Source organism: Devosia pacifica, from assembly GCF_014652635.1.
Lineage (GTDB): Bacteria > Pseudomonadota > Alphaproteobacteria > Rhizobiales > Devosiaceae > Devosia > Devosia pacifica.
On sequence record NZ_BMZE01000002.1, the window covers coordinates 476,034 to 498,187 of the forward strand.

The 22,154-nt window shown below is 62.1% G+C and carries 21 protein-coding genes; 13 read left to right on the forward strand and 8 right to left on the reverse strand.

The genetic code is table 11. The annotated features are described in order from the left end of the window. Positions 1-8 precede the first annotated feature (8 nt). From IE127_RS09455 to hemC, 4 genes are read right to left on the reverse strand one after another with little or no spacing between them, the layout of a single operon-like run. A complete protein-coding gene (locus IE127_RS09455) occupies positions 9-1,406 on the reverse strand; it encodes a heme biosynthesis protein HemY (RefSeq protein ID WP_189425433.1) in 1,398 nt (465 codons plus the stop codon). Beyond that, a complete protein-coding gene (locus IE127_RS09460) occupies positions 1,403-2,800 on the reverse strand; it encodes a COG4223 family protein (RefSeq protein ID WP_189425434.1) in 1,398 nt (465 codons plus the stop codon). The genes IE127_RS09455 and IE127_RS09460 overlap by 4 nt, the downstream gene beginning before the upstream one ends. A gap of 24 nt (positions 2,801-2,824) precedes the next feature. Beyond that, positions 2,825-3,562, reverse strand: coding sequence for a uroporphyrinogen-III synthase (locus IE127_RS09465; RefSeq protein ID WP_189425435.1), 738 nt, complete (start codon positions 3,560-3,562; stop codon positions 2,825-2,827). Beyond that, complete coding sequence (gene hemC / locus IE127_RS09470; protein ID WP_308430298.1) at positions 3,559-4,536, reverse strand: hydroxymethylbilane synthase; 978 nt, start codon at positions 4,534-4,536, stop codon at positions 3,559-3,561. The genes IE127_RS09465 and hemC overlap by 4 nt, the downstream gene beginning before the upstream one ends. A gap of 43 nt (positions 4,537-4,579) precedes the next feature. Here hemC and tsaD point away from each other — a divergent pair, with 43 nt between their 5' ends. The 4 genes from tsaD to IE127_RS09490 are packed head-to-tail and all read left to right on the forward strand — an operon-like array spanning position 4,580 to position 7,324. Next, entirely contained in the window at positions 4,580-5,635 is a 1,056-nt protein-coding gene (tsaD, locus tag IE127_RS09475) for a tRNA (adenosine(37)-N6)-threonylcarbamoyltransferase complex transferase subunit TsaD (RefSeq protein ID WP_189425437.1), read from the forward strand. Beyond that, positions 5,625-6,611: an NAD(P)H-dependent glycerol-3-phosphate dehydrogenase gene (locus tag IE127_RS09480; RefSeq protein ID WP_189425438.1), complete on the forward strand. Its 987-nt coding sequence runs from the start codon at positions 5,625-5,627 to the stop codon at positions 6,609-6,611. Before tsaD ends, IE127_RS09480 begins: the two co-directional genes overlap by 11 nt. 1 nt (position 6,612) lies before the next feature. Further along, complete coding sequence (locus tag IE127_RS09485) at positions 6,613-6,900, forward strand: YciI family protein (RefSeq protein ID WP_189425439.1); 288 nt, start codon at positions 6,613-6,615, stop codon at positions 6,898-6,900. A 1-nt stretch (position 6,901) separates the two neighbouring features. Further along, positions 6,902-7,324 (forward strand): EVE domain-containing protein, encoded by a 423-nt coding sequence (locus IE127_RS09490; protein ID WP_189425440.1) that lies wholly within the window; start codon positions 6,902-6,904, stop codon positions 7,322-7,324. Between the two features lie 29 nt (positions 7,325-7,353). Here the strand turns inward: IE127_RS09490 and IE127_RS09495 are convergent, their stop codons facing one another. The 4 genes from IE127_RS09495 to dapF all read right to left on the reverse strand — a co-directional run bounded on the left by IE127_RS09495 (position 7,354) and on the right by dapF (position 11,556). Continuing rightward, on the reverse strand, positions 7,354-7,992 hold the full coding sequence (locus tag IE127_RS09495; protein WP_189425441.1) for a septation protein A: 639 nt from the start codon (positions 7,990-7,992) through the stop codon (positions 7,354-7,356). Positions 7,993-8,119: 127 nt separating this feature from the next. Then, complete coding sequence (ftsY, locus tag IE127_RS09500; protein ID WP_189425442.1) at positions 8,120-9,427, reverse strand: signal recognition particle-docking protein FtsY; 1,308 nt, start codon at positions 9,425-9,427, stop codon at positions 8,120-8,122. 27 nt (positions 9,428-9,454) lie between these two features. Further along, entirely contained in the window at positions 9,455-10,720 is a 1,266-nt protein-coding gene (gene mtaB, locus IE127_RS09505; RefSeq protein WP_189425443.1) for a tRNA (N(6)-L-threonylcarbamoyladenosine(37)-C(2))-methylthiotransferase MtaB, read from the reverse strand. Then, positions 10,717-11,556 (reverse strand): diaminopimelate epimerase, encoded by an 840-nt coding sequence (dapF, locus tag IE127_RS09510; protein ID WP_189426082.1) that lies wholly within the window; start codon positions 11,554-11,556, stop codon positions 10,717-10,719. Before dapF ends, mtaB begins: the two co-directional genes overlap by 4 nt. Before the next feature lie 294 nt (positions 11,557-11,850). Between dapF and IE127_RS09515 the strand changes: the two genes are divergently transcribed. From IE127_RS09515 to IE127_RS09555, 9 genes are all read left to right on the forward strand, one after another. Then, entirely contained in the window at positions 11,851-12,810 is a 960-nt protein-coding gene (locus tag IE127_RS09515; protein WP_189425444.1) for a hypothetical protein, read from the forward strand. Next, positions 12,807-14,003 (forward strand): GNAT family N-acetyltransferase, encoded by a 1,197-nt coding sequence (locus IE127_RS09520; RefSeq protein WP_189425445.1) that lies wholly within the window; start codon positions 12,807-12,809, stop codon positions 14,001-14,003. The genes IE127_RS09515 and IE127_RS09520 overlap by 4 nt, the downstream gene beginning before the upstream one ends. Before the next feature lie 209 nt (positions 14,004-14,212). Then, on the forward strand, positions 14,213-15,814 hold the full coding sequence (gene ffh / locus IE127_RS09525; RefSeq protein WP_189425446.1) for a signal recognition particle protein: 1,602 nt from the start codon (positions 14,213-14,215) through the stop codon (positions 15,812-15,814). Positions 15,815-15,853: 39 nt separating this feature from the next. Next, positions 15,854-16,240 (forward strand): 30S ribosomal protein S16, encoded by a 387-nt coding sequence (gene rpsP / locus IE127_RS09530; protein ID WP_189425447.1) that lies wholly within the window; start codon positions 15,854-15,856, stop codon positions 16,238-16,240. A gap of 81 nt (positions 16,241-16,321) precedes the next feature. Beyond that, positions 16,322-16,852: a ribosome maturation factor RimM gene (gene rimM / locus IE127_RS09535; RefSeq protein ID WP_189425448.1), complete on the forward strand. Its 531-nt coding sequence runs from the start codon at positions 16,322-16,324 to the stop codon at positions 16,850-16,852. Beyond that, positions 16,849-17,541 (forward strand): tRNA (guanosine(37)-N1)-methyltransferase TrmD, encoded by a 693-nt coding sequence (gene trmD / locus IE127_RS09540; RefSeq protein ID WP_189425449.1) that lies wholly within the window; start codon positions 16,849-16,851, stop codon positions 17,539-17,541. Before rimM ends, trmD begins: the two co-directional genes overlap by 4 nt. Before the next feature lie 144 nt (positions 17,542-17,685). Further along, on the forward strand, positions 17,686-18,231 hold the full coding sequence (gene rplS, locus IE127_RS09545) for a 50S ribosomal protein L19 (protein WP_189425450.1): 546 nt from the start codon (positions 17,686-17,688) through the stop codon (positions 18,229-18,231). A gap of 171 nt (positions 18,232-18,402) precedes the next feature. Then, on the forward strand, positions 18,403-19,155 hold the full coding sequence (locus IE127_RS09550) for a PadR family transcriptional regulator (protein ID WP_189425451.1): 753 nt from the start codon (positions 18,403-18,405) through the stop codon (positions 19,153-19,155). Positions 19,156-19,236: 81 nt separating this feature from the next. Next, a complete protein-coding gene (locus IE127_RS09555; protein WP_189425452.1) occupies positions 19,237-22,134 on the forward strand; it encodes an FAD-binding and (Fe-S)-binding domain-containing protein in 2,898 nt (965 codons plus the stop codon). Positions 22,135-22,154: the final 20 nt, after the last annotated feature.

Below are 22,154 nucleotides of genomic sequence, written 5' to 3' on the forward strand. Positions count from 1 at the left end.
GGGCTCTTTTACTGGGCCTGTTCGCGTGGTGCAAGGGGCAATGCGGTACCGGATTGCGGTTCTGCGATGGCCGGTGCGTCGTCGGGTTGGCTCGACATCGGGCGCGTGTCGCTCACCGGCACCGAGACAGCGGTCACCGGCACCTTCCATTCGAAGGCATCCAGCCGGCCTGTGATCGGAGAGACCGGCTCCCACTCGTCACTGGTGATACCGTCCGCGGTCCAGCATGGATCGCGCGGCGCGCGCACGGCACGCGCCAGCCATTCGCGGGCCTTGCCGTGATCGCCCGTTTCGCCTTCCTCGAGCTCAGCCATCAGGCTCGCAATGCCCTGGGTCGGCTCGCCGATATAGGGGCCGAGAGCTTCGCGCGCCAACGGCCAGTCTGCGGCATCGATCGCCGCGCGCGCCAGGACCATTGCCGATGAACGGTCGCGCGGCGGCGTCGTAATCAATTCGCGCGTGCGTTTCAGCCGTTCCGTAGGCGCGGCGCCGGGCTGCGCCCCGGCATAAAGCAAGGCCACCTGCGGATGCTCGGTTGCCCGCCAGACACGGCGCAACAGGCTGAGCGCACGCCGCACCTCACCGCGGTGCGAGTGGATACGTGCCGCAATCAGCGCGGCTGGGACGAAATCTGGAATCAGTTTCAATGCGGTAAGGGCATGATCAAGCGCTGCCAGCGGGTCGCTGATCTCGGTCTCGCGGGCGCGGGCGGTTTCGATCACTGCCTGCTTGCGCTGCTTGGCGGCGCGCTCCGATCGGCCCGACGCCGGCTGGTCGTTGACCATTGCAACGGCCTGGGCCCATGCCCCGCGCTTGACCAGATCGCCGAAGACGGCGTCGCTGGCCCAGGGACTGGCCGGCTCTAGGGCGATGGCCTTGCGCGCAAAGGTCAGCGCCGCTTCCGTACGATGCTGCGCGCGGGCCTGCTCATAAAGCCCGAGAAGCGCCGCCATGGCCGTCCGATCGTCGGAAATCAGCGCCCGGTAATGTTCGCGTGCCGCTGACATTTCGCCCAGCGCCAAATCCGCCCGCGCTTCGAGCAAACGCGGCGCCGGGTTGTTGGGCAGGCGCTGACGCGCGTCCCGGGCGAGGTGCCGCGCGCGACCGGCATCACCGGCCTGCAAGGCGATAAAGGCCTGAGAAAGCGCGTCGATGCCGTGAATGCGCCGACGTTCACGTGAGCGGCGGGCCAACGCGCCGGGGGCCCGCATCAACCACCGGACCAGGCTCCAAAGCACAATGATCAGGACGACGAACAGCGCAAGAAGAAATAAGGCTGTTCCAATCTGCGGCTCAACCCGCCACCCGGCGACATCGAGGGTGACCGTGCCGGGCACCGCCGCCAACCAGGCGATCAGTACCGTTACGACAAGACTGGCGATAATCCATAATGCAAGACGAATCACGAGCCTACCTCCTCGGCGACATCGAGGGCGGAGCGTCGTGCAGCGATCAGGATTTCATCGGCTGCCGCCTGACGGGCGACCATGTCCGTCACATCACCGGCAGCCGCAAGCATCGGCTCTGGCAGGGTGGCGAGAAGGTCTCGCGCTTCAATGAAATCCTGGCGCGCCAATGCCGCCTCAACCTGGCTCAAGACCGCCTGTGGCGTTTCGCCGGCGACTTCACCGCTCGGGCGGATCGCGAGGACGGACTGCAACCACGCGCCAGTGCGCGCGGTCCAGTCGGCGTTTTCGTCGACAGGTTGCCTTGCCAGCATGTCCGGCATTGCCGAGCGGAACGCCGAGGCGACCTGATCGGGCCGGGCAAGCCCGGTATCCGCCGCATCGGACAGGGCATCCGGTATGGCAAGCTCGGGCAATGTTGTGCCCAGAGCGTCGAGTTCCTCAGTAAAGGCGCGACCACTATTGAAGGCGGTCTCGAGGCTCGAGAGCACCAGCGGCAAGCGGATTGCGCTGACGAGTGTGTCCGGCCCCGCGTCGTCTGCTGCCGCAGACAACTCGCCGATCTCGGTTTGCTGGGCGCCGAGCGTCTGTTCCAGTTCGGCGAGCTGGCTCGACAGCTGATCGATTGCGCCCTGGGCTTCGGAGAGTGCTGCAGTATCACCAGACGCCGCGCCGCCGGCGCCCGCCTCCAGTTCTTCCAGCCTCTGCTGCACCTCTTCAAGCGATGCAGAAAGGCCGCTAACATCGGCGGAACCGTTTGTCGGTTCCGGCAGGGCCGCGACGACCTGTTCCACATCAGACAGACGCTGCTCAACGTCTGGTGCCTCCTCGATACGGGTTTCAAGTGCCGATAGCGATTGCTGGATCTCTTGCTGGCTGTCCGACAAGGTTGTGAGCTGCTGCTCGAGAGGGTCAGTGCTGTTATCGGCAGGGACTGGCCACATACCGGCCCAGGCAATGGCATAGGCTGCAGCTAATCCGAGGACACCGCCGCCGATCACGCCGATCAACGTCGCGGCAAACACGCCGTCCGAGCCGCCACCGGAGCCAGTGTCGAGAGGTCGATCCGCCACTGATGACGCTTTCGCATCTGCTTCAGACGCCTTTGGTGCGCTGCCAGGTTCTCGCGAGGCAGATACGCCGGCGGCGTCAGACGTCTTGGTGTCTGAGGGTTTTGCGTCAGGTGCCTCGGCACCTGCGCTCTTGGCCGCGTCGCTGGTCGGCACGCCCGCGCGGTTTGTGGCTGTGCCGGTTTTTGCCGGCTTGTTAACATCTGCCGGCTTTTTGCCCGCGCTGCTCGCAGTCTCGGTCGGGGTGGTTTCGCTCGTCTTGTTCTTGTCTGCCTGCGCGTCAGTCACAGGCGGCTTAGCCGGCCCGGTGGACTTGTTGCTCATCAAATCATCCCCTGTTCGCGTCCATCATGCCCGGTTTTGCTCGCGGGCAAAAGCCAGTGCCAGCGCCATCATCGCATCCTCGTCGGGTCGATCGGCAAGGCTGATCCGGGTAAAGTGCGCATTAAGCAGCGGCTCGGCCACCTTTTCCGAGAGGCACAGGACCTCGATCGCGGCGCGGTGGCGCGGCTCAAGCCGGTCGCCGAGGCATCCGATGAAGGTGGCGGCGGTACGCTGCGAATAAAACAGGATCGCAGCGACACTGCCCGATTCGAACTGATCCAGTATCTGCGTCGGCAGCTGCTGCGTCGGCTGCATGTCGTAAATGGCGATGGTGTCGACGCTGACGCCGTGTTCGGCGACTGATCGCGCCAGATCACCTGAGCGATGCACGCCCGCCGGGTGCAGAATCCGGCCCCCCGGCGCGTTGTGAACGATCGTCTCGGCCAGCTCGGCAAGTGCTCCGCCGGCATTGTGGATATTGATGAACCCCAATGAAGCCGCTTCTTCGGCGCTGGCATTTCCCACGGCATAGAGCGGCAGATGCGTGAATTCTGAGAGATCGGCAATCTCGGCAAGGCTGCGCAAACCATTGGCGCTGGTCAACGCCAGGCCGGCATATGCCTTGGGATCGGGAATTGCTGCGTCGTTTAGTGTCACGCAGTTCAGCATCGGACAGATCAAGGCGTCAATGCCGAGCGCATCGAGATGAGAAGCGGTGGCGCGCGCATCGGGCTCGGGGCGTGTCACCAGCATCACTGTCATTGGTCGCTCCAGCGCGCGATGAACTCCGGTCCCGCCGCAGCGAGCAGACGATGCGCGACATCCGCGCCGATCGCCTCGGCCTCGTCGCTCGTGCCCTCTCCACTTTCAGCGAAGTGCTCCGAACCATCGAGGCTGAGAATTTCAGCCTTGATCGTCAGATGTCCGTCATCGAGTTGCGCAAGCGCCGCGACCGGTGTGCGACAGGAGCCGTCAAGCACATCCAGCAATGCGCGCTCGGACATAACAGCATGGCTTGTCGGCGCGTGGTTGATGGCACTGGCCAGTTCAAGGCTCTTCTCGTCATTGCTGCGCACCGCCAGCGCGATGGCACCTTGCGCGGGAGCGGGCAGAAAGCTCTCGGGCTCCAGCGGCAGCGTGATGCGGTGTCCCTGGCCAAGCCGGTTGAGGCCTGCCATCGCCAAAAGCGTGGCGTCAGCAACACCGTCGGCAAGCTTTTGCAGTCGCGTTTGCACATTGCCGCGGAATGGCACGATGCGCAGATCAGGGCGCATGCGCTTCACCTGCGCCGCCCGGCGGATCGATGATGTGCCGAACTTGCCGCCCTCGGGCAAATAGTCGATGCCGCGCGCCACCAGCGAAATGAAGGCATCGCGCACATCCTCGCGCTCAAGGAAAGCCGCGATCTTCATTTCATCGGGCAGTTTTGTTGCCATGTCCTTGGCCGAGTGTACGCCGATATCTATACGGTTGTCGAAAAGCGCCTGATCAATTTCCTTGGTGAACAAGCCTTTACCACCGACTTCGCTAAGCGGGCGATCGACCAGCCGGTCGGCGGTCGACAGGAATGGGACAATGGCGATCTGTTCGGGGTCGATCCCGTGTGCCTGCGCCAGTCGATCCCGAGTCTCCTCAGCCTGTGCCATTGCGAGAGGCGATCCGCGGGTACCGAGGCGAAGCAGGGGCTCTGTCGATTGCAAGGCGATAAGTCCTAGTGTACGCGAAGAAGTCTCCAAGGGAGTAGTATAGATCGCCGTGACCGGGCAAGCGCTTGCCAGTGTGCTGGGTATCGAGACTAGCTGCGACGAAACCGCGGCGTCCATCGTCGTGCGGTTTCCAACCGGCGAGGGCGAAATCCGTTCCAATGTGGTGCGCTCGCAATTTGCCGAACACGCGGCGTTTGGCGGGGTCGTGCCTGAACTCGCGGCGCGCGCGCATATCTCCTGGCTCGATGCGATAATCGCCGAGGCCTGCGCCGATGCCGACATGGCGCTCGAGGATATCGACGCCATAGCCGCAACCGCGGGACCTGGGCTGATCGGCGGGCTGCTCGTGGGATTGACCACCGCCAAGGGGCTTGCGGCGGCTCTCGGTAAGCCGCTGATCGGCGTCAATCACCTCGAAGCGCATGCGCTGACCGCCCGGCTGACCGACAAGATCGCGTTTCCATACCTGCTGCTTCTGGTGTCCGGCGGTCACAGCCAATTCGTCTTGGTGCGCGGCGTCGGCGATTACGAACGGTGGGGTTCGACGATCGACGACGCGCTGGGAGAGGCTTTCGACAAGACGGCGAAGCTGCTTGATCTCGGACATCCCGGCGGGCCGGCCGTCGAACGCAGTGCTGCTTCGGGGGATCCTCGTCGCTTCGCGTTTCCGCGACCATTGCTCAATCAGGACCGGCTGGATTTTTCGTTTTCCGGGCTGAAGACGGCGGTGCGCCTGAAGGCCGAGGAATTGGCGCCGCTTTCCGATCAGGACGTCGCCGATATCGCCGCGAGCTTTCAGGCCAGCGTCATCGACATCATTGCCCGCCGGACACGCGCGGCGCTTGTCAGGTTTTCTCGCGAGCTGCCCAATGCGGTCCCGCAACTGGTTGTTGCCGGGGGGGTGGCTGCCAATAAGGCCATTGCTGCGACTCTGCGCGATGTGACGGATCGTGCCGGTGCCCGGCTCGTTGTGCCACCGCCGGCGCTGTGCACGGATAATGGCGCGATGGTGGCATGGGCCGGCGCTGAACGACTGGCTCTTGGCCAAAGCGATGGGTTCGACCTGTCGGCGCGCGCGCGCTGGCCGCTTGATGATTCCAGCATGCAGGTGAACACTGATGCCGCTTGAAACAGTCGCCGTCATCGGCGCCGGCGCGTGGGGCACTGCGCTGGCACAGGCTGCCGTCGGGGCCGGGCGGGACACGACGCTCTATGCCCGTCGTTCGGCCGTTGTCGAGGAAATCAATACGCTGCACACCAACGAGGCGCACTTGCCCGGGCGCAGGCTCGATTCGGCCCTGAAGGCCGCGGAGACCTTTGCACCGGCGGATATTGTCATTCTAGCAGTGCCGGCGCAGATGACCCGCACGGCGCTCGAGGCAATCGCTCCGGATGCGCTCGCAGGCGTTCCCGTAATCCTGACGGCCAAGGGCCTCGAAAAGGGTACGCTTTTGCGCCAGAGCAGCGTGCTCTTGGATATGGCGCCTGATGCCATCCCCTACGTTTTGTCCGGCCCCAGTTTTGCCGAGGACGTCGCGGCAGGCAGGCCGACTGCAGTGACCTTGGCGGGCGATGGTGCCAGCGAAACTTCAGCCTTGGCGGCGGCGCTTGCCAGCACCGCGTTGCGTCCCTACGCCGCTGATGATCGTATCGGTGTCGAGATCGCTGGCGCTCTCAAGAATGTCTATGCGCTTGCCTGCGGCGCCGTTGAAGGGGCAGGCCTCGGCGCCTCGGCGCGGGCGGGTCTGATCGCCAGGGGCTATGCCGAGCTGGCGCGGATCGTTGCCGCGCTTGGCGGCTCTGCCACAACCCTTACCGGACTTGCCGGGCTTGGCGATCTGACGCTGTCCTGCACAAGCATCCAATCGCGCAACTACCGTTTTGGCGTTCGGCTGGGCCAGGGTGAAAGTTCCGAAGCGATCCTCGCTTCGGGCGCTTCCCTGGCGGAAGGCGTTGCGACGGCGCCGGTTGCAGCAGCGCTTGCCGACGAGGCTGCGGTCGATGCGCCGCTGATTGGTGCCGTCAACGATCTGTTGACGGCAAAAGCCGATATTTCGACCATCGTTACCGGGCTGATGACCCGCCCGCTGAAGAGAGAGGACTGACATGTTCTATGCGCTGATCGCCGACGACACCGATGACCCGCAAAAGCGCATGGATGCGCGCTCGGATCATCTCAAGCACCTCGACGTGCTCGGCGATCGGCTTGTTCTGGCAGGGCCATTCATCACCGAGAACGGGGCGATGACCGGCAGCTTCATGGTGATCGAAGCAGACAGCCAGGCAGAGGCGGAGGCGATTTATGCCGAGGATCCTTATGTCAAAAGCGGAGTGTTCGCGAATTACACGGTGCGTCCGTTCAAGCTGACCATCAACAAGTCTGCGGGCCGATAACATGGCGTACTGGCTGCTGAAGTCGGAGCCCGAGACCTTTTCCTGGCAGGACCTGGTGGACAAGGGCGCCCCCGAGGAGTGGAACGGGGTGCGCAACTACCAGGCGCGCAACAACATGCGGGCGATGCAGGTGGGCGACGAAGCGTTCTTTTATCACTCGGTGAAGGATAAATGCGTTGTCGGCATTTGTCGCGTCGCCGCAGCCATCCATCCGGATTCAACCGCGGATCTCAAGAACGGCAAGGTGGTCTGGGAGTGCGTCGATGTCGAAGCGGTGAAGCCGTTTCAGACGGCCGTCAGCCTCGATGAGATCAAGGTGACCGAGGGCCTTCAGGAGATGGTGCTGGTGAACAATTCGCGCCTGTCAGTCCAGCCGGTGAGCGATGCCGAATGGGCAATCATCTGCAAGATGGGCGGACTCTAGGGCCAATACGCTCGGCCCCAGAAGCGAATTCAGCCCTCTGACACGATAGGCGGTACGTGCTGCTTCGGCTCGCTCTGCGGAGCGTAGCGATTAAGGATCGGCACTTGCAGCATTGAGAACACGATGGTCAGCGGCATGATGCCCCAAACCTTGAACGCGACCCAGGTATCGGTCGAGAAATTGCGCCAGACCACTTCGTTGAGGGCGGCGAGGGCAAAGAAAAACAGACCCCAGCGCAAGGTGAGCAAGAACCAGCCTTTGGGCTGCAGTTTGTAGACATCGCCGAAAACGTATTTCAGCAGAGATTGGCCGAACAATAGGCCGCCAAGCAGCACACCGCCAAACATCACATTGGTGATCGTCGGCTTCATCTTGATGAAGGTATCGTCCTGCAGCCACAGCGTCAGGCCGCCAAATACCAGAACCACCACGCCGGTGATCAGCGGCATGATCGCGACCTTCTTGAGCACCAGCCAGCTGATCGCGAGCGACAGCACCATGGCACCCATGAACCAGGCCGTTGCGACGTAGATATCCGCACGCCCGTTCATGATGAAGAAAACGACCAACGGGCCAAGCTCGAGAACCAACTTGATCAGTTGCGGCTTCAGTTCTGCCCAATCGATTTCCGATTGTGGGCTATCGGCGTTTTCAGTCTTGTCGGCCATGGAACTCGTTCACTCGGTGACGCTGTTCAAAGTATGGGCGGGGCGACCCCTGGGTGCAAGGCCGCGCCATTGTGAAATCCGGTTCGCTGCTAGGCCCCGACCATGATGAAATTGCGGCTCGTGCCAATCACGCCTGCGTGTCTCCGGCAATAGCCCGGGCGAAATCGCTGGCGCTGAATGGCTCGAGGTCATCAACCCCCTCGCCGACACCGATGAAATGCACCGGCAGGCCGAACCGGTTGGCAATGGCAACAAGAATGCCGCCGCGCGCCGTACCGTCGAGCTTTGTCATCACCAGGCCGGTGACGCCAGCACGCTTGCCGAAAATCTCGACCTGGCTGAGAGCATTCTGCCCCGTCGTCGCGTCGAGCGTCAGCAATACGGCATGCGGGGCATCGGGAGACAGCTTCTTGATGACCCGGATTATCTTTTCGAGTTCGCCCATCAGCTCGTCGCGGTTTTGCAGGCGTCCGGCGGTGTCAATGATCAGCACGTCCCGCTTTTCCGCTGTCGCGCGTTCAACCGCCTCATAAGCGAGCCCTGATGCGTCCGATCCGGCAGGTTTGCTGATGACAGGGGTGCCGGTGCGTTCGCCCCAGACCTGCAGCTGCTCGATTGCGGCGGCACGGAAGGTGTCGCCTGCGGCCATCATCACTGAACGGCCTTCAGCCGTCAGCTTTTGCGTCAACTTGCCGATTGTCGTTGTCTTGCCGGTACCGTTGACGCCTACCATCAGGATGATGAACGGTTTTTGGCCGGTGTCGATCTGCAGTGGCTGCGCCACCGGCTTCAGTACTTTTTCGACTTCCTGCGCCAGGACACCGCGAACATCTTCGGCCGAAACGTCACGCTCGTACCGATCGCGGCGCAGCGACTCGGTGATGGCGGTCGCGGTATCGATACCGAGATCTGCCTGAATCAGCACATCCTCGAGGTCCTCCAGCGTCTCGTCGTCGAGCTTGCGGCGCGTGAAGATTCCGGCAATCGACCCGCCAAGCTGGTCGGAGGAACGCTTGAGGCCTGATGCCAGTCTTGAAAACCAGCTTCCTCGGGGTTTCGTCTCCTCGACCGGCTGTTCGACGGCGGGTGCAGGGGCGGACGGCGCCGGCTGAGGACCGGGGGTGTCCTCGAGATCATCGACGTAGTCCGGATCGGTCTCCGGCGGGCCGGGCGGAAAATCGTCGTCAGGCGTTTCGCTGTCGGACGGTGGCTCGCGATCGTCCTCTGGCGGCAACTCGTGCTCGCTTGGCTCGTCGACGCTCGCAACCTGCGAGGGCTCGATGATCGGGTCCTCGGTCAATGGCTCGGGAGGCTCGGGCGAGATCGGGTGGTTGGGCGCGATCGGCCCCAGATCTGGCTTCACCGGTTGTGGCGGCGGCGTTTCCACCTGGCCACCGAATAGCCGTTTGAAGAAACCGGGCTTTTTCTCGCTCATCGTGCTGCCTTCCTTGGCGAGCGCCGTTCAGGCGGCACTCAGCAGTCGTTCACCGGCAAGCCCGGCATCGCTACGTCCGATCACCCTGACCGGGACGATCTCGCCTGGCTCCGTATCCGGAACGTCGATCGGTATGAAATGCTCCGTCCGCCCAAGCCCAGCCCGTTCGATCAGAACCTGCTCGATTTGGCCGATCCGACTGTCGCGCAGCCTGTTGAATTGGCGGGCCCCGGCTTCGCGCAAATTCGCCGCGCGCTCGCGTGCAACAGCTTTCGGCACCTGAGGCATGCGTGCGGCGGGCGTGCCGGGACGCGGCGAGAACGGGAAGACATGCAGATGACTGAGGTTGGCCTCCTCGACAATCGCCAGCGTATTCGCGAACATTTCGTCGCTTTCGGTCGGGAAGCCGGCAATGATATCGGCGCCCAGCGCCATGTCCGGCCTGAGGCGTCTGAGTTGCGCAACCACCTCGAGCGCATCGCCGCGCGAGTGCCGCCGCTTCATCCGCTTGAGGATGAGGTCGTCGCCCGACTGCAAGGACAGATGCAGATGCGGCATCAAGCGCCTCTCACTTGCTATGACCTCATACAAATCCGGATCAGCCTCGATTGAATCGATGGATGAGATGCGCAGCCGCGGCAGGTCAGGCACATGCCGGAGGATTGACTGGGTCAGCTTGCCGAGTGTCGGCGCACCAGGCAGGTCGGGCCCGTAGGATGTGATATCGACACCCGTTAGCACGATTTCGCGATAGCCGTTGCCGACGAGTGTCTTGATCTGCTCGACAACCGCGCCCATCGGCACGGAGCGTGACGGGCCCCGTCCGAACGGGATAATGCAGAAGGTGCAGCGGTGATCGCACCCGTTCTGTACCTGAACGAATGCTCTGGCGCGGCCGTCCATGCCTTCGATCAGATGTCCGGCAGTTTCGCGAACGCTCATGATGTCGTTCACCTGCACCTTGTCATTCAGGCGCACGCCAAATGCTATGGGTTCATAGCTTTTCGATGTCAGCTTGTCCGCATTGCCGATAACGAGGTCGACCTCATCCATGTCGCCGAAGCTGCGCGCTTCGGTCTGCGCGGCGCAGCCGGTCACAACGATACGGGCGGAGGGATTGTCCCGGCGCGCCTTGCGGATCGCCTGCTTGGCCTGGCGCACCGCCTCGGCCGTCACGGCGCAGGTATTGATAATGATCGCATCGTCCAGCCCCGCCTTTTCGGCTTCGGACTTGATGACTTCACTCTCATAGGCGTTAAGGCGGCAGCCGAATGTGACGGTCGAAACGCTCATGCGGCCCCTTCTTCGGTCAATTCCGCGTCGAGCGTGCCCTCATGCTCGAGCTCCCACGGTCCGGTCATGAGTATGTGGTCATCGCTTTCACGCCAGCTGATTTGTAGTTCGCCGCCTGGCAGAACGATGGTTGCGGCGCGCGCGGCAAGGCCCTTTCGGGCCGCCGTCACCGCGACAGCGCAGGCCGCGGTTCCGCAGGCAAGAGTGAGACCCGCGCCCCGTTCCCAGACGCGCACCTTGATGCGGTCGGGAGCCAGCACCTGCGCAACAGAAATGTTGGCGCGCTCGGGGAAGATCGGATGATTCTCGAGCAATGGTCCGAACCTGTCGAGCGCATACTCGTCTGGATCGTTGTGGACCCAGAACACGGCGTGCGGGTTGCCAACATTCACGACAGACGGCGTATGCAGCGCCGGCTTGTCGATCGGGCCGACCTGCAACTCTATGCCGGTCGTATCGGCAAACGGCTCCTCAAGCGGGATCTGATCCCACTCAAAGCGCGGTTTTCCCATATCGACGGTGATCATTTCCTGATCGGCGTTGGTGACAGCAAGAAGCCCGGAGACGGTTTCGAGCAGAAGTTCCGACTTTCCTGTCTCACGGCCAAGGTAGTAGGCGACGCACCGGGTACCATTGCCGCACGCGCCGGCCTTCGATCCGTCGGCATTATAGATGGTGACCAACGCGTCGGTGCCAGGCGTGCGGGGCGCTGCAATCACCATGGCCTGATCGAAGGCGGTGCGCGGCTGCGCTGCAAGGTGTCGCGCAGTCTCGCTCGATATCCGGCCTTGGTCGCGGATATCGACGACTAGAATGGCGTTGCCGAGACCATTCATTTTCAGAAACGGCGTACCGCTCACTGTCAACCTCTAGCACTGTTCGAGAATAGAGGGCCTTAAGGCTCATCGGCGTATATGGCGCATATCAGTGGATTTTGCCACCCCCGCGGGCTTGAGGTGCTCCGAGCAGATACACTTTGAAGACAGTTTGACCGAGCTGCAAAACGTCAGTGATTTCAAGCTTCAGGCGATCTTAACCAGCTTTCGAGTCCGTCAGTCGAGCAACCAGTTCTTGCAGTATGATGATTGCACATAGGACGTTCCCACCCCGGCTGCAGGAGTTCCGGCGCCATGAACATGAACCTGATGTCCGATCAGATCATCACCGACTGGAAGCCGCATTACGACAAGCTGTTCGGTAATTTTTCGCTGGCGCTCAGCCACAGGCTTGCAGAGTCGCCGCTTTTTACCGACGAGGCGCTGGCTTCGCTGATCGAGCGCGCACCGCGTGACGCCTATCACGTCAACTACTCGCAGCGCACCCCAGGCAATCCGCCGAAGCGGCGCGAGGGGGAGATCCGTGGCCTATCCGGCAAACAGGTGCTGGAGACGGTGCGAAACGGCAATATCTGGATCAACATCGTCAAGCCGATCGAGATCGAGCCGGCCTACGGCACGATGCTCGATGCGCTTTACGACGAGTTCGAGGGCAGGGTTCCGGGATTTCATTCCTACAAGCGTAATCTGACGCTGCTGATCTCGTCTCCGAACGTATCGGTGAAATATCATTCCGACGTACCGGGCCAGAGCCTGTGGCAGGTGCGTGGTACCAAAACGCTTTATGTCTATCCAAACCGGCAGCCGTTCATCTCGCAGCCGGCCTTGGAAAAACTCATTCTCGGCCAGCTGCGCGAAACCGATATGCCGTACGAGCCCTGGTTCGATGATTATGCGGAAGTGCATACGCTCGATGCCGGCAAGATGATCCACTGGCCGCTCAACGGACCGCACCGCGTGGTCAATGGCGACATGCTCAACGTCTCGTTTACGACCGAGCACTGGACCAATGAGCTGCGCAGGCACTACGCAGTCAACTATGCCAATGGTGTGCTGCGCTCGAAGCTCGGCATGCAAAAACTCAGCCAGCAAACGACCGGGCTCTCCTACCTTTCGAAGCTCGGCCTCGCGGGCGCGGTGAAATTCTCGCCGCTCAATCCGCAGAAGAAGAAGGTCTACACCGTCGATTTCCGCGTCGATCCTTCAAATCCCGAAGGTATCGCCGATATCGAGAGCTACACGTTCGCGAAATGACCAGTCTGGCGCTCGGCAACGATATAGCACCTGTGAATGCGCCACGCGTTCACACGGCCGCACGGCCTCGTGCCAGGGTGCTCACCTCTCGGTTTGCAGTCGAAGAGATTGCCGAGCAATGGCTTGATCTGGAATCGCGGTGCGACGGGGCGGTATTCTTCCAGAGCCTTGCATGGACCCGGGCCATCTATGATTTTGAGGCCGCGCGGCACAATCGAGGCTTTACGCCGGTCATCGCGACGCTATGGCTTGGAAACAGCCTGCTTGCGATTCTGCCGCTCGAGCGGATCAAGACACCGACGCGCCGGGTGCTGAGCCCCATCGGCCAGGCTTATGCGCAATATGCCGATATGCTGCTTGCCCATGGTCAGGATCCGCAAAAGGCGTTGTCTTGTCTTTTGTCTGCGGCCGCAGGCGAGGCACCGGCCGAGGGTGTGAGCTTTCTTAAAGTTCGGGCCGGAAGCGCGCTGGAGCGCGGACTTCCCGCATCGTCTGTGCGTACCGGCAGCGAAATGGGGGCGCCTTACGTCACGCTTTCGGGCCACGCCGATTTCGACAGCTACCACAAGACCATCAAGTCAAAGACCCGCAAGAACATGCGCAATGCGCGCAACCGGCTCGAACGCGACGGACCGCTCGAGCATCAGGTGTCCTCCGGCGGACCGTCCATTCGCGGCGTGATCGAGCGTACGGTCAGTGGCCGGGCAGCCCGGCTGCGCAGCCAGGGCCTGACCTCGCGGGCTTTTGCCGATGGCTCCTTTGCGAAATTCTGCGATGGGATCGTTTCGCAGCCGGATATCGAACTGCTTGCGGGTTCGCTTCGCCATTTAGGCGAACCGATCGCCGAGCAATGGGGGTTCGTCCATAACCGGCGCTATTACGCATTCGTTGCCAGCCGTGATTTCGCGCACAGCGAAGAGAGCCCCGGAAAGCTGCATCTCGAGGAAATGCTGCGTGCCTGCAAGGCACGCGACCTTGTCGGGGCCGACCTCATGGTGCCGGTCATGCCGTACAAGCTCACCTGGGCAACAGAGACGGTGCCGGTTCACGATTATGCCGTGCCGCTGAACTGGCGCGGCCGCATTGCGATCACCGTATGGGACCGCGCACTGCGTCCGTGGTTGAAATCCAGGGTGCTGGCAATGCCAAAGGGCCTTCGGGGAATTCTCCTCGGCTCTCGAGGCGCGTCTTGACGGCGTAAGGCTCACAAGACTATAAGCGCGCGTTCTCTGCCCGATCTGTGCAGTCGAGCCACTTGCCTTCCCGAGAGGAAGGCGGTCAACACCCGTCAGCGCGTTGCGCCCACGGGTGCCATTCGGCTTTGCACTATCGAGGATGATGACCATATCCGCCTCGGGGCGGAGCTCACGCAAGAGCCACGCCGTGAGCGAAAGGAAGGCATATGTTCGACAATCTCAGCGATCGCCTGGGTAAAATCTTCGAAGGCCTTCGTGGGCGCGGCGCGCTCAACGAGAAGGATGTCGCAGCAGCGCTGCGCGAAGTCCGACGAGCGCTGATCGAGGCTGACGTCTCGCTCGAGGTGGTGCGCGGGTTCGTCGAACAGGTGCGCGAACGCGCGGTTGGGCACGAGGTCACCCGCTCGGTCACGCCCGGCCAGCAAGTGGTCAAGATCGTTCACGACGAGCTGGTTGCGGTGCTCGGCGAAGAGGCCGTGCCGATCTCGCTCAATGCGGCGGCGCCGGTCGGTATTCTCATGGTCGGCCTGCAGGGCTCGGGCAAGACCACCACCACTGCCAAGATCGCCAAGCGCCTCAAGGAAAAGCAGAACAAGAAGGTCCTGCTGGCCTCGCTCGATACCCGTCGCCCCGCGGCGATGGAGCAGTTGAAGGTTCTCGGCGAGCAGGTCGGTGTTTCGACGCTGCAGATCGTCACGACCGAAACGCCAGTGCAGATTGCCCGCCGCGCGCAGCGCGAAGGCAAGCTGGGCGGCTATGACGTCGTCATCTTCGATACTGCCGGCCGCACGCATATCGACGAAGAGCTGATGGCCGAGACCGCCGAGATCAAGGCGGAGGTGAACCCGCACGAAGTGCTGCTGGTCGCCGATAGCCTCACCGGCCAGGACGCCGTCAATCTGGCGCGCTCGTTCGATCAGCGCGTTGATGTCACCGGTATCGTTCTCACCCGCGTCGACGGCGATGGCCGTGGCGGCGCGGCGTTGTCGATGCGTGCTGCCACCGGCAAGCCGATCAAGCTGATCGGTGTCGGCGAAAAGATGGACGCGCTCGAGGATTTCCATCCGGGGCGTGTCGCTGACCGCATTCTGGGCATGGGTGACATCGTCTCGCTGGTCGAGAAAGCCCGCGAGAACGTCAGCGCCGAAGATGCGCAGAAGATGGCGAAGAAGCTCAAGAAGGGCGCCTTCGACCTCGAGGATCTGCGTACCCAGCTTCTGCAGATGAAGAAGATGGGCGGTATGGGCGGCCTGATGAACCTGATGCCCGGCATGGGCCAGATGAAAAAGGCGATGGCCGGTGCCAATATCGACGAAAAGGTGTTCGACCGGCAGGTGGCCATCATCAATTCGATGACCAAGAAGGAACGGGCAAACCCGGACCTTCTCAACGCGTCGCGGCGCAAGCGTATTGCTGCGGGGTCAGGCCTTCAGGTGTCGGACGTCAACAAGCTGATGAAGCAGCACCGCCAGATGGCGGACATGATGAAGAAGGTTTCGAAGGGCGGCATGGGCAGCCTTGCCGGCATGTTCGGCGGCAAGATGGGTGGCGCCATGGGCGGCATGCCCGACATGTCGAAGATGGATCCCAAGCAGCTCGAGGCGATGGCGCGGCAGGCCGGGATCGATCCGGCCCAGCTCCAGCAGATGGCTGGCGGCGCCGAACCGCAACCTGCGAAACTCGATGAAACACTGCCCGACGATGTCGGCAAGCTGCTCGGGTCCGGCAAGTCCGGCGGCAGCCTGCCCGGCCTTGGCGGTTCCAGTTCGCGCTTTCCGGGCCTGCCCGGTCTTGGGCGCAAGAAATAACCTCAACTCCTCAAATCTCGACTTACCAAAGGAAACCAGATGTCTTTGAAGCTGCGTCTTGCCCGTGCCGGCAACAAAAAGCGCCCGTACTATCATATTGTCGTTGCTGACGCCCGCTCGCCGCGCGACGGCCGTTTCATCGAGCGCATCGGCGCCTACAATCCGCTGCTCAACAAGGACGACGAGACCCGCGTCACCCTCGACACCGAGCGTGCCAAGCATTGGCTGAGCGTCGGTGCACAGCCGACCGACCGCGTTGCTCGTTTCTTTGATGCCGCCGGTTTGATGAAGCGCGATACCCGCAATAACCCGAACAAGGGCAAGCCGGGCCAGAAGGCAACCGAGCGCGCCGAAGAACGCGCTTCGCGCGCAGCCGAGATCGAAGCCGCGCAGAACGCTCCGGCAGAAGAAGCATCGGCCGAATAAGGCTACGCTTTTCTGCTCGTTAGCTTTGGCCCCGGTACATGCGTATCGGGGCCTTTGTGTCAGGGCATCGAGGTGTTTCAGATGAGCACGGATCGGATTCTTCTTGGCAGGATCGGCGCAGCGCACGGCATAAAGGGCGAGGTGCGGATCACGCCTTTCACGCAGTATGCCGAGGATATCGCCTCATACGGCCCGCTCACGACTGACAGGGCTGGGCTGACGATCGAAATCGCCGAGGTGCGGGCGCAAAAAACCGTGCTCGTTGCCAGGCTCAAGGGTATCGCCGATCGCAACCAGGCGGAACGGCTCAACGGGGTCTCACTTTTTATCGACAGGGCAGCACTTCCGGCGCCCGAGGACGAGGATGAGTACTATCATGCCGATCTCATCGGGCTCGAAGCCCGGCGTGAGGACGGCAGCGTGATCGGCGAGGTGCTGAGCCTTCCCAATTATGGCGCCGGCGATCTCATCGAGATCCGCGACATCCAGTCGAGTGACACCTATCTCTACCCCTTTACCAAAGCGGTCGTTCCGGAAATCAATCTCAAAGGCGGGTACCTTACCATCATCGTGCCGCTTGATGCGCCGGTTGGCGAGGAGGAGCCGGATTGAGCTTTTCCGCGGATGTCATAACGCTGTTTCCGGATCTGTTCCCCGGACCGCTCGGCGCCTCGGTGCTGGGAAGGGGGATGCAGGATGGGCGCTGGCATTTGTCGACGACGCAATTGCGCGATTTTGCAGAGGACAAGCATAGAAGCGTTGACGATACGCCTTCCGGCGGTGGTGCGGGCATGGTGCTACGCCCCGACATTCTCGCCAAGGCGATCGATCATGTGTCGCCGCAAGGCGATACGCGGCCGCGCCTCGTGATGTCGCCGCGCGGAGTGCCGCTGGATCAGGCGCGTGTGCGCCGACTGGCAGCCGGACCGGGCGTTGTGATTGTTTGCGGACGTTTCGAAGGAATTGACCAGCGGGTTATCGATGCGCGTGGGCTCGAGGAAGTCTCCATCGGCGACTACGTTCTTGCCGGTGGTGAAGTTGCCGCGATGGTACTGCTCGAAGCAGTGGTCCGGCTGTTGCCCGGAGTGCTCGGGACGGCAGAAAGCCATGCCGAGGAAAGTTTTGAGGATGGGCTCCTCGAATATCCTCAGTATACACGCCCGCAAGCCTTCGAAGGCCACGCCATCCCGGCGGTTCTGACCTCGGGTGATCACGCCCGTATCGCCAGGTGGCGCCGTGCCGAAGCCGAGGCATTGACCCGCAAGCGTCGTCCGGACCTGATAGGGCCATCACAAGATTGAAACTGGCGTTGAACCCCTGGAATCAGGGTGTTTGTGCTGGACTCTTGGCCTCATCTCGACTATAGGCGCCGCTTGACGTTTTCCGTCCAACAAAGACCGGGCCCAAACGGGCTCCCTCGAAAAGATCAGAACGGATAGATCGAGATGAACATCATTCAGCAGATCGAGCGCGAGCAGCTCGACCAGCTGGCCGAAAAGGCCAATATTCCCGAATTTTCCCACGGCGATACCGTCAAGGTGTGGGTGAAGATCCGCGAAGGCGACAAAGAGCGTCTGCAGGCCTACGAGGGTGTGGTTATCGCACGCTCGGGTGGCGGCCTGATGCAGAGCTTCACCGTGCGCAAGATCTCCTACGGTGAAGGCGTCGAGCGTGTGTTCCCGCTTTACTCGCCGAACATCGACCGCATCGAGGTGATGAAGCGCGGTAAGGTTCGCCGCGCAAAGCTCTATTACCTGCGCGATCGTCGCGGCAAGTCCGCTCGTATCTTTGAATCGACGAACGCTCGCACCAAGAGGATCGAGGCCGATGAACGCGCTGCGGCTCAGGCTGCACGTGAAGCGCGCGAGGCCGAAAAGGTCGCAGCCGCCGAGGCTCTTGCAGCCGAAAAGGCCGCAGAGGAAGCCGCTGCAGCAAAGGCTGCCGAAGAGGCAGCTGCCGCAGAGCAGAGCGAAGAGACCAAGAGCGAGTAAGCTCTCAGTCTTTCGATATCCTTCAAAAACCCGGTCCTTGTGGCCGGGTTTTTTGTTTGTCCGACACTGTGGGGCAGGGTCTAAAACAGTTTCATGATATATCTTGAAACCGGTCATGCCGGTGCCGATCTGTCATTGGTAAGGCTTAGCTGGCCAGGATGGAGCAGGATCATGGGACGGTATTTTCGAAATGGTGAGCCGGATTGGCGCGAAATTGAACGGCTCGCGCGACGGGGGTTCGGTCGAGTCGCCGAGATGGCCGGGGACCGCAATTTCAGCGGTTGGGGCGACAATCTGAGAATGGGTCGCATGCTCGCCTCCGGCGACGTGCGGCTGGTTGCGCTCTATCTGATCGAACAGCAGCCGCGGCATGGCTATGAGCTGATCAAGGCGATCGAAGAGCGCTCGAACGGCGTTTATGCGCCGAGCCCGGGCCTCGTCTATCCGGCGCTGACCTATCTTGAAGAGGCGGGATACGTCACCTCTCAGGCAGATGGAAACAAGAAGCGCTACACCATCACCGATAGTGGCCGGCAGCACCTCGACGAGAACCGCGATGCCGTTCGGTCGACGCTCGATTTCCTCTCGCGTGCGGGTGAGCAGGTAAATCGATTCCGCGATTACGCCCGCCGCGATTGGGCATCAGAGCGCGCTGAAAAAGAACAGTCGCAGGCGCAATGGGACTACGAGCCGGCCCGGCCACATAAGAACCCCGAAGAAGACAAAACCCCTGAGCCGGACGCAGACGATCGCGACCTTGAGGATGTGCTGCCAGAGGTGAACGCGGCGCGCCGCGAATTGAAGGCGGCGATCAAGAAGGCCCGCAAGGGGAACGGGGTCACACAGCGGCGACTGGCCGGAATCATGCGCCAGGCCGCAGCAGAAATCCGGCTACTTGAGAGCGACGACGACGTCGATATCTGATCGGCTCCCCGGGATGGTAGGCTTGGCGGCGCGCTACAATGTGACTTCCGCAGACGCCCGCTAACATGTTAGCTTTAGAGCATGCAGCAAGCCCTCGTATCTTCCTCCACCGCCACGACCCAGGCTGATCCTTCACCGCGCGCCGACAAGCAGGCGCGCGGTGAGGCCGTTGTGTCGCGCCTCAAGCACATCATCCGACCGGACAGGATGATGACTGATCCGCTGATGACCTATGCTTGGTCGGGCGATGCAAGTTCCTACCGGCTGATTCCAGCAGCCGTGGTTTTCGTCGATACCGAGGACGAAGTGCGGGCAGTGATGAACGCAGCGCGCGCGGAAGGCCTCTCCATCACCTTCCGTGCCGCCGGCACCTCGTTGTCCGGGCAGGCGGTGACAGAAGGTGTTCTGGCCGTGCTTGGTGATGGCTGGCGCAAGATGAAGATCCACGATGGCGCAGAGCAGATCACGCTCGGGCCGGCGATCATCGTTGCGCAGGCCAATGCAGCGCTCAAGAAGCACAACAAGAAGATCGGCCCGGACCCGGCGAGCCAGGCGACCTGCAAGATCGGTGGCGTGGTCAACAATAACTCTTCCGGCATGTGTTGCGGTGTGGCGCAGAACACCTACCATACCATGGCGCGGCTTCGGATCGTGCTTACCGACGGGACGATGCTGGATTCCGGTGACCCAGCATCATGCGAGGCGTTCCGGCAGAGCCATGCGCAGTTGCTCGATGCTTTGCATGATCTTCATCATGAGGTGATGGCCGACGAGGAGTTGGTGGCGCTGATCCGGCGCAAATACCGGATTAAGAACACCGTGGGCTACTCGTTGAATGCGCTGGTCGATTTCCACGACCCGCTCGATATCCTGATCCACTTGATGGTCGGCTCGGAAGGAACGCTCGGCTTCGTATCCGAAGTCACCTACAACACCGTGCCTGAGCATCCGTTCAAGTCGACAGCACTGGTGCCATTTCCGGACCCGCAATCTGCCGGTCGGGCGATCATCAAGCTCGCGAACAACGGGGTCCAGGTCACCACCGGCGTGACGGCGGCCGAGTATATCGAGCGCCGGGCGCTGGCGACGGTCGAGCATTTGCCGCCAATGGCGCCGCTGCTGCCGTATCTCAACGAGAATTCGCCGGCTGTGCTGATCGATGTGACGGCGCCGACCGAGGGCGAGCTTCACGCGGAAGTCGAAAAGGCCGAGGCTATATTGGCCAGCGAGAACGCGACCCATATCGCGTTTTCGACCGATGAGGCGCGTAGCCAGGCCTTGTGGGATATCCGAAAGGGCTTTTTTGCGTCGGGCGGCGCCATGCGCCCCAAGGGCACCTCGATGCTGACCGAGGACGTCGCGGCTCCGATCGAGCGACTTGCGGATTTCGTCATCGACATGCGCAAGTTGCTCGACGATCACGGCTATGACGATGCGATCATTTTCGGGCACGCGCTGGCGGGAAACCTGCACTTCCAGATGTCGGACGATTTCTCGAAGGCGGAATCTGCCCAGAAGTTCGATGCTTTTTCAAAGGATCTGTCGAAGCTCGTGTCGGTGCAGTACGCCGGAAGCCTCAAGGCGGAGCACGGGACGGGCCGCGCGATTGCGCCGTTTGTCGAGGCGGAGTGGGGCGAAAAGGCCTATCAGCTGATGCACCGGATCAAGGCGTTGTTTGATCCCGAACTGCTGCTCAACCCCGGTGTTTTGCTCAATGCCGATGAGCATGTGCACATCAAGAACCTCAAGGTGATGCCGCTTGCCGACGAGGTTGTGGACCTTTGTATCGAGTGCGGATTCTGCGAGCCGGCGTGCCCCAGCCACCACATGACGTTAACACCACGTCAACGCATTGCCGTGACCCGCGAGCGCGCGCGGCTGCGCCAGACGGGTGAAGATCCGGAGCTTCTGGCCAAGCTCGATGCCGATTTTGTCTACCCGGGCATGGACACATGCGCCGCGTGCAATCTGTGTTCGCTGCGCTGCCCGGTGGGGATCGAGACCGGCACGATGATCACCGGAGAGCGCGCGCGCCGGCGTGGTGGTATGGCGGAGCGCGTGGCGCACTTCGCTGCAGGCCAGACGCGGACCATCGAAGGCGCGATGCGCCTCGGCGTCGGACTTGCCGACAAAGCGAAATCCGTCCTGTCATCCGGTGCCATCGAAAGCATGACTGACGCGGCCCGGCGAGCCACGGGTCGACGAACGCCCCGGATCTATGAGGCTCTAAAACCCGGCCCCGGTGCGCCGAAGCAGCCTGCAGCAAAAGCCAATGCGCCACGCGGCGATGTCGTCTATTTCCCGGCCTGCCCGAGCCGGATGTTCGGCGCCACCGGGACGGCCTATGAGCTGCTGTCCGGTCCCGAGGCAATGCTGGCACTGCTTGAGCGGGCCGGCTATTCCGTCAGATTGCCCGCCAAGATCGAGGGTCAGTGCTGCGGCCAGCCATTTCTGTCGAAGGGATTCCCTGAGGAATCGAAGCGTGTCGGCGGGCGGCTCAAGGACGAACTTGCGACCGTTGCAGTGGGCGGTGCACCGGTGCTGACAGATGCCTCGACCTGCGCCAAGCATCTCGGCGAGCATCATGGGGACCTCAAGGTGGCCGACTCCGCCGAGTTCCTGATGGCGGAGGTGCTTCCGCACCTTTCGATCACCCGCAAGCTGCCGGTTATTGCGGTTCACCATAATTGCTCGGCGCAGCGGCTCAAGGAGCAAGGCGCCGTCGAAGGGATCGCGCGTGCCTGCGCCGAGGAGATCGCGGTGCTGAACTCGGTAACGTGCTGCGGCTATGCTGGCGACAAGGGCCTGTTCACGCCAGAACTCAACGCGCATGCAACGCGCTTTGCGCGTCAGGATATCCCCGAGGGATGTGATCTTGGCGTGTCGACCGTCTCGACCTGTGCGTCAGGGCTGTCGGAGCAGACGGGCGTGCCATTCGTGGGATTGGCGAGCCTTCTGGAATACGCCACGCGACCGTGACCGGTTCGCACGATATGCTG